Source organism: Streptococcus sp. LYSM12 (assembly GCF_004569635.1).
GTDB lineage: Bacteria > Bacillota > Bacilli > Lactobacillales > Streptococcaceae > Streptococcus.
Genome location: NZ_SPOZ01000021.1, coordinates 1 through 12605 on the forward strand (window position 1 = coordinate 1; position 12605 = coordinate 12605).

The following is a 12605-nucleotide window of genomic DNA, read 5'->3' on the forward strand; positions in this document are numbered from 1 at the left end:
CCAGACAGCACTCGTCACCAGATAGGCATCACACCAGTTATATAGGCATTCGTTTATCTTTTATTCCTCCGTTCACTCACTCTGTCATACTCTAGTACAGCCTCCAGCTCGGTGCCTTGTACTAAAAATAAACAAAAGACTATATACTATATCTTATAAGGAGGTTCGTTTCAAACCAAACTCTTTTTTAACTGTCGCATCTTTTCCACTCCCTTGTCAGATGTTGATGCTTGTAAGCTATGACTGAAAGTGGTGTTAAAGATAAGGGTTAAGAATGACTGCTTCTATTTCACTCCTCTTTTGACAGCCTTTTATTTCAAGACAAGTGATGCAGCACCAAGGACACCTGCATCATTTCCTAGATTGGCTAAAGCGAGTTTTGTCGTTTGGGCAATTTGAGGGAAAGAATGTTGAAGATAAACTTCAGTAACACCTTCCAACAAGAAATCACCGGCTGCTGATACACCACCTCCAAGAACGATATAGGCGGGATTTAAGACCGCAGCGATATTCGCACAAGCTGTTCCTAAGTAACGGCAGAAATTGCGGTAGACGATAAGGGCAAGGTCATCACCAGCTTTTGCAAGGTCAAAGACATCTTTAGCTGTCACATCTTGACCATCATCAATCCGCTTCTTCAAGTCAGCATCACCTGCATAGCTATCAGCATAGCGACGAGTTAGGTTGACAATACCAGTTGCTGACGCTACTGTTTCCAAACACCCCTTTTTACCACAGGTACATGAAATTGGATCTTCAAAATCAACTGTGATATGACCAAGTTCCCCACCAGCACCACCAAAGCCGTGAATCAGACTGCCATCTGCGATAACACCACCTCCGACACCTGTTCCTAGGGTTATAAAAACAACATCAGGATTGTTACTTCCAGCACCGACCCATTGCTCACCAAGGGCTGCTACATTGGCATCATTATCGATAAAAAATGGCAGACCGATAGCTGCTTCAATCTGTTCTTTGACGGGTTGGAGCGTTTTCCAGTTAAGGTTGTAGGCACCGATAACCGTTCCAGCCTTGCTATCTACCACACCTGGAGAACCCATGCCGATTCCTAGAAAATCATCTTTGGTCAGTTGATGCGTTTCAAAATGGTGCTTGATACTGTCAATAATATCTGGCACGATATGCTTACCCTCGTCTAAAATATTCGTCTTAATGGACCATTTTTCTTGAATGTCGCCTTGGTCTGTCAAAATTGCAAATTTTACAGAGGTTCCGCCAAGATCAATACCAATAATTTTCTTTGCCATAAGATACTCCTTATAAATAACTTTTTCGCCTTATTATACCACATTGTAAAGGTTCACACTACTTTTTTACCGAAAAATATATAGTAAAATTAAAAACTGCAAATGGAGAAGAAAGCGTCCTGTACTAAATAAAAAAGTATACATAAATTGAGTTCCCTCTCTCGTACCATTGTAAAGAAAGAGACTTGAAATCAGTGTAAATCCTAATGCAAAACCCAGCATTTGCAAGGGATGATAACCCTGGCTATAGAAAAATAAGACTACAAGCAACAGCAAGCAAATGCTAAGGCTTAAAAAAAGACAGAAACGGTTCATTCGCTTGGTCTGGAAATAACTATAGGCGGTAGCCAGTATCGTCACAATCAGATAAATCCCCATATAGGCAATCATGATGATTTTCATATCCATTTCTCTCCTCTCGTGGCAACAAGCCCAACAACTAGAAAACGAAATCAGTTAAAAAAATTACTGTAAGTAGATTAAACTAAATGTATTTATTAAGGGTAGCTAGCTGGGCAATGACTGCATTTCATTTGTGACTGCCCAGTTTCCTCAACAGAGTTTCAGGACAGGACAACACTGATGTAATTTGAAATTAATCTTTACGGAGTATCGCTAGCCCTCACTCAATTCACTGAGATACTCATAGCGTTCATATTTTTCAAGCAGGGCTTCATTTTGTGCGTCCAATTCCTTTTGTAAATCGGAGAGCCGCGTAAAATCACTGCCACAGGTTTGCATGGCCGTTTCAATCTCTGCAATAGCTTCTTCCAAAGCTGTAATATCATCTTCAATCGTCGTCCATTCCTGTTTTTCAAAGTAGGACATGCGCTTTTTCTTCTCACAGATTTTTTCTTGCTTTTCTTTGACAGGTGTAGTTATTGAACCAGAAGTTAGAAAGGCTTTCTCATCCAGATAATCTGTGTAATTTCCAAAAAAAGTCCGAATCCCCTCATCTTCAAAAGCCAGAATCTTCGTTGCGATTTTATCTAGGAAATAGCGATCGTGGCTGACTGTAATAACAGGACCAGCAAAGCCTTGCAAGAAATGTTCTAAGACAGTTAAAGTTGCAATATCTAAATCATTCGTAGGCTCATCAAGCAATAGGACATTCGGACGTTCCAGCAAAATTTTCAAGAGATAGAGACGTTTCTTTTCACCGCCCGATAGCTTCTGAATCAATGTACCATGGGTGTTGCGTGGAAAGAGAAATTGTTCCAACAGTTCTGCAATCGAAACCATACCAGAGCTGGTTTCAGCTTCTTCTGCTACTTCTTGAAGAAAATTGATAACCCGTTTGGTTTCATCCAAGCCTTGAATCTGCTGTGAAAAGTAGCCGATCCGAACGGTTTCACCTACAATCACTTGACCTCCTATTGGCTGTACTTGACCTACCATCAGATTGAGCAGGGTGGACTTACCTTTTCCATTATTTCCGACAATCCCAATCCGATCCTTATTTTGAATGAGCAAATCAAAGCCCTTTAAAATGGGGTTATGCGGATAGGAAAAATCCACCTGTTTGAACTCAATGACTTTTTTCCCAATACGGCTAGTTTCAAAATTGATTTCCAGATGACTCTCATCCATCTTGTGAGCCACCTCTGCTTTTAAATCATGGAAACGGTTAATCCGTGCCTGTTGCTTGGTCGCACGCGCCTGAGGTTGCCTACGCATCCAGTCCAACTCCTGCTTATACAGTTGCTCTTTTTTTTGGCGCAGAGCCGCATTTCGCTCTTCCTGCTCAGCTTTCAAACGGACATAATCTTGATAATTTCCTTGATACTCGGTCAAGCTAGCACGATCCAATTCAAAGATACGGGTTGCCACACTATCTAAAAAATAGCGATCGTGGGTGATAAAGAGTACAGTCTTTTTGGTCTGCTTCAAGAAAGTTGTTAACCATTCAATCGTTTCAATATCCAGATGATTGGTCGGCTCATCAAGAAGCAACAAATCATCATCACCTAATAAGACTTGTGCCAGTTGCACCCGACGGCGCAAACCACCTGATAAGTCTCCCACACGCTGGCTAGTATCGCTCAGACCGAGTTTCGACAAAACAGTCTTAATCTGATGTTCGATTTCCCAAGCCTTGAGGGCATCCATCTCTGCCATAATCTTCTCAAGTCGCGTTTGTTTATGATCACCATAATCTGCCAGTAGTTGCTCATACTGGCGAATCAACTGAATTTCCCGTAAATCAGATGACAAAACGGTATCTAGAATAGTTTTATCGTCTTCAAAATCAGGCTCTTGGGTTAAATAGGCAATCGTATAATTCTTTTTAGTTCGAAAGGGAGAAATATCTCCGTCAAAGCCCAGCTTGCCAGATAATACATCGAGCAAGGTTGTTTTGCCCGTTCCATTGACCCCGATAATCCCGATGCGGTCGTATTGATGAATCATAAAGGAAATGGCTGAAAAGACCGTCTTATCTCCGACTGACTTACTTAGCTGTTCAACGATAAAATCACTCATTATCTATCTTCTCCCTTAGAAAGGCCATGATTGGTGCAACTTCATTGGCCAAATCTCCCTCAACAATTGCAAGCTCCACTTCGTTTAGTAACTGCCCAAGAATAGGCCCCGGTTTAAGCTGAAAGGTCATTAAAACATCTCCACCCTTGACCACAATCTCATGCTTGTCACGAATCGTCAAGGACTGATCAATGGCATCAATTTGATCATAAGCAACAGCAAGACCTTGAGCTTGTCTAAGCTCCTCCACTAGATAGAGCAAGTCTTTGCCATAGCGGTAGCAAATCTGCTTAGTCACAGGTCCTTGTTTGCGTAATTGATAAATCTCCACTAACTTCATGACCGTCCGCTGGAATTCATTGCTGGTTTTCCAGTGTGTGAGGAAAGATTTCACCACTGCAATATCCAGATAAATAATCAGCATGGCCCAAGCCTGCTCTGATGTCCGAAAGGTAAAATCAGCTGAAAGAGAATTGAGGAAAGCTGTTAGTTGCGTCGCTGTTTCTTTCATATCAGGTAGATAATTATAGGCTTTAGAAGCAATCAAGGCTTCCATGCCCTTGCGCCAACTCTTTGCTAGCAAAAGCTTGTCAAACTCGATAAAAATACGCTCGACAGAAATCTTCTCCAAGAGCAACGCCGTTTCTTTCATGGCTTCAAAGGTCTTGTCTTCAATAGTAAAATCAAGGCTTGCTGCAAAGCGAAAACCACGCATGATCCGTAGGGCATCTTCGGTAAAGCGTTCTGTTGCTCGACCAACCGCCCGCAAGGTTTTATTTTCTAAATCTCGCAAACCATCAAACTTATCGATAATCTGCGCTTGATCATCCAAAGCGAAAGCATTCACTGTAAAATCACGACGTTTTAAGTCTTCCTCTAAGGAGCGGACAAAGGATACTTGACTGGGCCGTCTGTAGTCTACATAGACATCTTCGGTCCGAAAAGTGGTAATTTCATACTCACCCTGCTCTTCTAGAACCAGCACCGTCCCGTGCTCAATTCCCACATCAATCGTGCGTGGAAAAATAGCTTTTGTCTCTTCGGGATAACTAGATGAAGCAATATCTACATCATGAATAGGACGTCCTAAAAGTGCATCACGAACTGACCCACCGACAAAATACGCCTCAAAACCTGCTTGTTTGATTTTCTCTAAAATCGGCAAAGCCTCCTGAAATTCAGAAGGCAAATTGTGTAATCTCATCATTATTGTTCCAAACTATAAACGAGTTGCTCTCGTCTTACTACTTCTTTTATTCCTAAACCCACACCACTCACTAAAAGAGAGGCGTCATACAAATCATGGCGAGTGATTAACTCCTCAGCCTACACTCCAAACATTATTTCTTGATGCACAACCAAACCAGGCAAATAATCCAGATGAAGCCATATACTCTCAACCAGGCTCTTCTTCATCTCCTGCTAACCTTTGACTCACTCGAACCTGCGAGACCTCTTCTGTTATCTTCATTGCTTTTTCACTCGGTGCATCTTTTTTCCTGTCATGGTGTAATCCAATGATTTTCAAATTGAGGAACTATTTGACCGTCTGAGTTGCAAATTATCTTAAGGAGAAGCGCTCCGAAAACTAGATTAGATACGAGCAAGCTACCCATTTTTTCTCGACAGACAAGCAGGCAATTCTTCTATTTCTTATGGAACAAAGCTCGTCTTTCCAACAATAGGTGCAACGATCTCCTCCAAGGTAAACTGGGTATACTCATAGCCGGAGCTTGGCCTTGTCCAATCGGCTAAAAAACCAACGAGTCCTCTTTTGAAGTGAAAACAGGCACTCCTGGCGCAAGGAAACTAACACAGCCACAAGCATCAAATCCTTGTCCTGCTTCACCATGTCAGGGACAGGCAATCTCATTTACCCCTTAACCCTGTCATAACTATTGGAGGCGCCATGCACGATTCCTAGTCAATAATCGGTGAAATACCAAAGGCGATTGCCCCCTCACCCAAGTGCGTACCAATAACAGAACCAAAGGACACAATCGGCAAGATTCCATCGATGCCCACTTCTTGTAACAATCGTTTAAATTCTTCTGCTTTTTGTGGTGCATTAGCATGGATGACTGCAATCTGGTAAGATTTATTTTGAGTTTGTTCTTGCAAAATCTCTAGTAAGCGTTTAACTGCTTTTTTCTCTGTGCGAACCTTTTCATATACCTCAATCTTGCCCTCATCTGTAAAGTACAAGATAGGTTTAATACTCAGTAAATTTCCTAATAAGGCCGCACCATTTGACAGACGTCCTCCCTTGACCAAATGATCTAGGTCATCCACCATAATAAAAGCAGTAGTTCCTGCAATTTCTTGCTCTAGCTTATCTAATATCTCCTCAAAAGAAGCTCCAGCTTGATACCGATTAAAGATATTTTCCACCATCATTCCAAGCGGTGCTGAGGTAATCTTGCTATCTGGAAAGGCAATAGTTAGATCTTCAAATTCATCTTTTAGATACTGGATATTTTGATAGAAACCTGAAATACCAGATGACAAAAAGAGACCAATTACATGGGTATAATCCGTTTGTTGCAAGCGACTAAGTGTCTCTTCTAATTCTGATAAACTTGGTTGACTGGTCTTAGGCAGTTCTGTTTCTGCCGCCATTTTCTGGTAAAACTCTTCTACACTTAAATCTCTTCCCTCAATATAGGTTGTATGACCAATCGTGACGGGGATTGGCAATACAAACAGATTCTCATGTTCTACTGTGTCCTGCAACACAGCTGATGAGTCTGTGATTACGGCTAATTTCATTTTAAATCTCCAAATTCACACCTGGGGCATCCAAGGCAATTTCTGTTACTTCATACGTTAAGCGTTGCAAGATGTCCAATAGCGGATTCACTAAGAAACGCTTGTCTTGTTCACTAAATTCATCTACTTCTTGAATCAGTTGCTCTAAAATATGAACACCCTGGCTCATAGCTCCTGAAATGACAAATTGTTCCAAGACAATCATAAAGCGCAAAATGACCACAATTGAGGTTTTATTTTCTTGGGCATTTCGTTCAATCAGTTGAAAATCAACTGTTAATCGAGTGGTTGGAACACCATTTTTTTCCTCCCATTCTCTATTACGGGCATCAAAATGATACTGATTGACGAGTGCCTTATCACGAATTACATCCATACTTTTCTCCTCAAAATGGTAGTATGAATAGTATACCATATTTTTGGCTAAACAGATAAAAAACGTATCTATTTAATGTGAATGACCCCTACTAGTATTCTATAAAGCAAAAAGTCCCTCTCCACTTCTCAGAGTTCATGTCAACATCTTACACAGTGATTGATTGCCGCAACGGCTATAATGCTATTGGAGGTTAGAAATGAAACCCTGCCCCTCTTTGTTTCAAGAGAACAGACTAAAAAGAGCTCCACTAGAGTTTTTCATCCATATTTGTTCACTCTTGAAGCACCAAATCCGATCCAACCAATTGTGCTGGAATGGAGGTGAAACAGGCTATTTTCAGTCCCTTTCCACCCGAACCTAGGATGTAAGAAGTGAGGAAAAACCGGACTCTCTTTCTGTCTATCAAGTTCCTTCCCACTCCCTGGAGATACAGATAGCATCACTATCCTCCTCTAAAGTCAGGGGAGAACAAAGCCATTGTTGCACTCTTGAAACATTCCTTGTTGCAACATAAAAAACTCCCCTCATCATTTCAAGTGAAAATAGCTGTATTTCCACTATCCATACAAGGAGAGTATAGCAATGATCCATTTTTTATGTCAATAGTTTCTTTAATCGGTTTAATTGTCCATCCTTTTGACACTAAAAATGAGAAACAAGAACACTTCTATAAACTACTATTTTGATGAGAGAATATCTTTTACTTCTATAAACCTCAAAATCTAACTAACTTTCACAATGTTTCATTGTGAAAGCTTGAAGCATTCGCTACCTCTAGTACGAGGGGAGAACTGGTTTTTACCTTGAGTTTTGCACGGGTTTGGTATAGTCTTTTAGTTTACTTTTAGAACTAGGCAAGGAGCTGCCGGCTGTACTGGAGTACGGCAAAGCGAGTGAACGAAGTCATAAAAGATAAACGAAAGGACTATATCTTGCGGAATTGAACCCGCCCTAAACTCTGGGCGAAAAGAACCGAAGCCCTTGCAATTTGTTTGCTCACGGCTTCGGCTCCCTTTAGGAACAGTTTTTTCAGAATATAGTTAACTCACTTAGCGGTAGCTTGCTGGCTCCTCCCTGCATTTCATTGGTGACGAGCCTAGCTATCTTCGCAGGGGGCTCACTACGAACTTGCAAGCAACTGCTGTTCGGCCGCCTATTTTCGCTTTGAGTTTTTTTACGGGATTGGTATCTTGCAGAATTGAACTCGCCCTAAACTCTGCGTAAAAAAGAGAAGCCTTTGCTAGACGAAACGTCTTCGAAAAGTTTCCTATTTTTACCTTGAGTTTTACGGGATTGGTATCTTGTGGAATTGAACTCGCCCTAAAGTCTGCGTAAAAAAGAGAAGCCTTTGCTAGACGAAATGTCTTCGAAAAGTTTCCTATTTTTACCTTGAGTTTTACGGGCTTGGTTTCTTGTTGGGTATTATTTTGCTTTTCGAAGTGCACCAAATAGTAGCCCTGACACGATTGCTCCGATAAGGACAAACAAAAGGTAAAGAAGCGCATTGCTGGTGAGTGCAATAACGAAAATTCCACCGTGTGGCGCCATTAATTTAATCCCAGACAGACCAACTAAGGCACCTGTGAGCGCTGAACCCGCTACGAAGCTTGGAATCGCACGCGCTGGATCTGCTGCACCAAATGGAATGGCTCCCTCTGTAATGAACGATAAGCCCATGACAATATTGGTCAAACCTGAATTGCGTTCTTCTTTTGTGAATTTATCTTTAAACAAAAGAGTGGCAATAAAGACTGCAAGAGGAGGTACCATACCACCTGCCATCACTGCTGCCATAGCTACAGAACCACCATTGGCAACAGTCGCTGCAAGCGTTCCTGTCCCAAAGACATAGGCAGCCTTATTAACTGGTCCACCCATATCCACTGCCATCATACCTCCCAGGACAAGCCCCAATAGAATAGCTGAACTACCCTCTAAACCACCGAGAAAATGATTCATTCCTGTGTTGATTGCTGCCATTGGAATGTTAATAAAGAACATCAAAAATCCTGTAACCATCGCACCAAGAAGGGGCAAGAGGAGGATTGATTTGATTCCCTCAAGAGATTTTGGTAAATTCGCTAAGACTTTTCGTAGTCCAATGATAATCGCACCGGCTAAGAAACCACCGACAAGGGCACCTAGGAAACCAGACGATACAGCTGTTGGAAGATCACCTGTCGCTGCACCAAATGGAATTTTTCCATACGCAAGACCGTCTTTCGCAATAACACCTGCTACAAAACCAGCAATCAAACCTGGCTTTTCCGCGATAGAATACGCAATGTAGCCTGCAAGAAGGGGCAACATAAAGCCAAAAGCTGCACCACCAATCTGCATGAACATAGAAGCCAACTCATTGTAGGAACCAAGGCTGGATAATTGGTCTTGTGGCACTCCTAGGACATTATCTATAAGAAAAGCAAGGGCAATCAAGATACCACCACCGATAACAAATGGTAGCATTTGAGAAACACCACTCATCAAGTGCTTGTAGAAAGCTTTTCCAAGACCCAATGGCTCAGATGTAGCTTCCAGATCAGCTCCTTCTCTGGCTTGATAAAGACTTGCTTTATCTTTCAACACGATGTTGATGAGTTCTTCTGTCTTTTTGATACCATCAGCGACTGGACGAGATACGAGTGGCTTACCGTTGAAACGTGCCATCTCAACTGCCTTGTCCGCTGCGATAATCACTCCTTTAGCACGTTTAATGTCGGCTGCTGTCAATCTATTGCCGACACCTGATGCACCATTGGTTTCTACCTTAATATCTACACCCATTTCAGCAGCCTGTTTCTTAAGTGCCTCTTCTGCCATGTAAGTATGGGCAATACCTGTCGTACAGGCTGTGACAGCCACAATAAAATCTCTTTCGTCTATCTTAGTGCTTGCTGAATCATCTACCTTATCTGCTATCTCAGTTTCATCAAAGACCGCCATCACATCAGCTGGTGAGGAAGCCTGACGGAGCTTATCTGCAAATCCTGGCTTCATCAAGTATTTCGACAAATCCGCAAGTGCAGCCAAGTGCATATCATTTGCACCTTCTGGTGCAGCAATCATGAAGAACAGGTCTGTTGGCTGACCATCCAAACTTTCGTAGTCTACGCCCTTGTTTGATTTAGCAAAGAGAACTGTTGCTTGCTCAACTGCTGCATTCTTGCTATGCGGCATGGCAATCCCGTCTCCGAGTCCCGTTGTAGTCTGAGCTTCACGGTTCATAATACCTGTTTTAAAAGCTGCAAAATCGCTGATTACTCCATGTTCAACGAGGCTAGTAATCATTTCATCAATGACAGCTTCTTTAGTTTCTGCTTGTAAATCAAGCAACATCACATCTTGTCTCAAGACATCTTGAATCTTCATAGGGTTTCTACCTCCACTTTTTCATACATTTCTTGAATAAATTCAATACTCGCCAAATCATCTGAAAAGGCTGTTGCGGTGCCACAAGCCACTCCCCATTTTAGGGCTTCCATTAAATTGTGCGACTTGGTGTATTCACCTGTAAATCCAGCAACCATTGAATCACCTGCTCCAACTGAGTTTTTCACAGTCCCCTTAATTGGCTTAGCAAAATATGTCACCTCAGGCGTCACAAGTAGTGCTCCTTCTCCTGCCATAGACACGATCACATTTTTAGCACCTTGAGCAAGAATGTCCTTAGCATAAAGGACAATGTCCTCTCGCGAATCAAAGGTCACACCAAAAATAGATTCCAATTCATGATTGTTTGGTTTAACTAAAAGGGGCTGATGGACTAGCGAATCTAGCAGGGTTTGTCCCTCAAAATCACAGACCACTTCTGCACCTGCTTGTTTTGCTAGGGGAATCAAGCGATTATAGACTTGATTGCCCAAACTAGCTGGGGCTGAACCTGCAAAGACTACAGTATCATCGCTTGTAAGTTGAGCTAAAAAGTCCTCTAAATCTCGCAACTGTGCTTCTGTCACAACTGGTCCTAAACCATTGATTTCTGTTTCTTGATCCGCTTTCACTTTGACATTGATACGGGTGGGCTGATTCACTTGAACAAAGTCCGTTCCAATCTCTTCAGCTGCCAAGCTATTTTTGATAAATTCTCCAGTAAATCCGCCTACAAAGCCTGTCGCCGTACTGGCATAGCCTAAGCGTTTTAAGATGCGGCTGACATTGATACCTTTCCCACCAGCAAAGGTATCGCTGCTATCCATGCGATTAACCGCGCCTGATTCGATATGAGCAAGACGGACAATATAGTCAATCGCAGGGTTTAAGGTGACTGTATAAATCATACTTCAATTACCCTCGTTTTTTTCTTTATAGTTGTCATAAGATTGCTATCAGTGCGGTGACAAATCAAATCTGCCTGTCCAATCTCTGCCACTTTCGTAAAGGAAATATGACCCAGCTTTGACAGGTCAGCCAAGACATAGGCCTGACTAGCATTGTGTAGAACGGTCCGCTTAATAGCTGCTTCTTCCACGTCTGGCGTCGTATAATCATTTGTATCGACCCCGTTCATACCAAGAAAGGCCTTGGTAAAATGCAACTGGCGAATCTGCTCCAGTGCAACTGCACCAATGGAAGCATCCGTTGAGCTCTTGACCTTTCCTCCAATGATAATGGTATACAAGCCTTTTTCAACAAGCTTGACAGCATGGTGGACAGAATTGGTGACAATCGTCACGTTTTCAGCAGATAGATGCTCAATCATCAGCTCAGTTGTTGTACCAGCATCAAGAAAGACCACATCACCGTCCTCCACAAAACTAGCTGCTTTTTGAGCAATTTGTTGCTTTTCTTGAATGTTTTTGACAGATTTTTGAACAATGGATTCTTCTTCCTGCAAATTCGGAAGACTCTCAGCTCCACCATGTACACGGCGGAGTCTACCTGCTAACTCCAACTCATCCAAATCACGACGAACCGTCGATTCAGAGGACTGAAGCAACTCTACCAAGTCTTCTAATCGGACAAATTGCTGTGCTCTTATCGTATCTAAAATCACTTGTTTTCGCTCTGATTTGAGAATGACTCCCACCTCCTGCAATCGTTTACAAAGAGTATTGTACACATTTTTTCTTTCATTGTCAATCATTTTCTTTCAAACTCTTTCAATTATCTAAAAAATGAAAGCAACCGAACATCAAATTCACGATTACTTTCACTCCTTTAGAACCACCAGATTATCAAGTGGTTACACTATTTGACAATCCCTTGCTGGTCAACGTCTTCAACGATGAATGATTGGGATTGGATAAGATTAGCTGCTTAGTATTCTCACCTATTCTGCGTACACTTACTGTGACCTGTTTGCTATCTGTATTCACCTAGGTAGCGTACTTCTTTACCACTTTACAGTCACAGTATAGTCATTTCGTTTATATTTTTATTCCTTCGTTCACTCGTCTTGCTGTACTCCAGTACTACCTGCGACTCCTTGCCTAGTACTAAAAATAAACGAAACGGCTATATCACCCCAGTAGAACAAACTACTTACTGAACTCCCTCCAACAACTCCGCCCAATCAATGAAACAATGTTCATGATTGCCTAAATCAGGAACTACAACAGACTCTAGCTTAGGCAATTCCAAGTGGTTGGACAAAAGCCCATCCCCACTTCTCAGAGTTCATACCAACATTTCAGCGCAGTCGTTGATTGTTTCAATGGCTATCATGCCGTTGAAGGTTGAAAATAAGTATCATTCGTATTTGTTCG

10 protein-coding genes are annotated in these 12605 nt (G+C 42.0%); all 10 read right to left on the reverse strand.

The window, feature by feature from the left end:
* Positions 1–311: 311 nt before the first annotated feature.
* Entirely contained in the window at positions 312–1271 is a 960-nt protein-coding gene (locus E4T79_RS07775; protein ID WP_135029194.1) for an ROK family glucokinase, read from the reverse strand.
* 66 nt (positions 1272–1337) lie between these two features.
* Complete coding sequence (locus E4T79_RS07780; RefSeq protein WP_228063821.1) at positions 1338–1679, reverse strand: hypothetical protein; 342 nt, start codon at positions 1677–1679, stop codon at positions 1338–1340.
* A gap of 207 nt (positions 1680–1886) precedes the next feature.
* Positions 1887–3752 carry an ABC-F family ATP-binding cassette domain-containing protein gene (locus E4T79_RS07785; RefSeq protein ID WP_135029196.1) on the reverse strand — a complete coding sequence of 622 codons (1866 nt, stop codon included), beginning with the start codon at positions 3750–3752 and terminating at the stop codon, positions 1887–1889.
* A complete protein-coding gene (locus tag E4T79_RS07790) occupies positions 3745–4956 on the reverse strand; it encodes a CCA tRNA nucleotidyltransferase (protein WP_135029266.1) in 1212 nt (403 codons plus the stop codon). Before E4T79_RS07790 ends, E4T79_RS07785 begins: the two co-directional genes overlap by 8 nt.
* A gap of 192 nt (positions 4957–5148) precedes the next feature.
* Positions 5149–5280, reverse strand: a complete 132-nt coding sequence (locus E4T79_RS11455; RefSeq protein WP_228063822.1) for a dihydrodipicolinate reductase C-terminal domain-containing protein — start codon at positions 5278–5280, stop codon at positions 5149–5151.
* Positions 5281–5672: 392 nt separating this feature from the next.
* A complete protein-coding gene (locus E4T79_RS07800) occupies positions 5673–6521 on the reverse strand; it encodes a DegV family protein (protein WP_135029198.1) in 849 nt (282 codons plus the stop codon).
* 1 nt (position 6522) lies between these two features.
* A complete protein-coding gene (locus E4T79_RS07805; protein WP_135029200.1) occupies positions 6523–6897 on the reverse strand; it encodes a DUF1149 family protein in 375 nt (124 codons plus the stop codon).
* Between the two features lie 1425 nt (positions 6898–8322).
* The gene (locus E4T79_RS07810) at positions 8323–10269 is read right to left on the reverse strand and encodes a fructose-specific PTS transporter subunit EIIC (RefSeq protein ID WP_135029202.1); all 1947 of its coding nucleotides are present in this window, start codon (positions 10267–10269) and stop codon (positions 8323–8325) included.
* Entirely contained in the window at positions 10266–11177 is a 912-nt protein-coding gene (gene pfkB / locus E4T79_RS07815) for a 1-phosphofructokinase (protein WP_135029204.1), read from the reverse strand. The genes E4T79_RS07810 and pfkB overlap by 4 nt, the downstream gene beginning before the upstream one ends.
* Complete coding sequence (locus tag E4T79_RS07820) at positions 11174–11917, reverse strand: DeoR/GlpR family DNA-binding transcription regulator (RefSeq protein WP_245168075.1); 744 nt, start codon at positions 11915–11917, stop codon at positions 11174–11176. Before E4T79_RS07820 ends, pfkB begins: the two co-directional genes overlap by 4 nt.
* Positions 11918–12605 lie beyond the last annotated feature (688 nt).

Excerpts from the sequence above, each read along its gene's own strand:
- E4T79_RS07805 (WP_135029200.1), bottom strand. The coding sequence starts at position 6,897 with ATGGATGTAATTCGTGATAAGGCACTCGTCAATCAGTATCATTTTGAT.
- E4T79_RS07800 (WP_135029198.1), bottom strand. The coding sequence starts at position 6,521 with ATGAAATTAGCCGTAATCACAGACTCATCAGCTGTGTTGCAGGACACA.
- pfkB (WP_135029204.1), bottom strand. The coding sequence starts at position 11,177 with ATGATTTATACAGTCACCTTAAACCCTGCGATTGACTATATTGTCCGT.
- E4T79_RS07785 (WP_135029196.1), bottom strand. The coding sequence starts at position 3,752 with ATGAGTGATTTTATCGTTGAACAGCTAAGTAAGTCAGTCGGAGATAAG.
- E4T79_RS07790 (WP_135029266.1), bottom strand. The coding sequence starts at position 4,956 with ATGAGATTACACAATTTGCCTTCTGAATTTCAGGAGGCTTTGCCGATT.
- E4T79_RS07775 (WP_135029194.1), bottom strand. The coding sequence starts at position 1,271 with ATGGCAAAGAAAATTATTGGTATTGATCTTGGCGGAACCTCTGTAAAA.
- E4T79_RS07780 (WP_228063821.1), bottom strand. The coding sequence starts at position 1,679 with ATGGATATGAAAATCATCATGATTGCCTATATGGGGATTTATCTGATT.
- E4T79_RS07810 (WP_135029202.1), bottom strand. The coding sequence starts at position 10,269 with ATGAAGATTCAAGATGTCTTGAGACAAGATGTGATGTTGCTTGATTTA.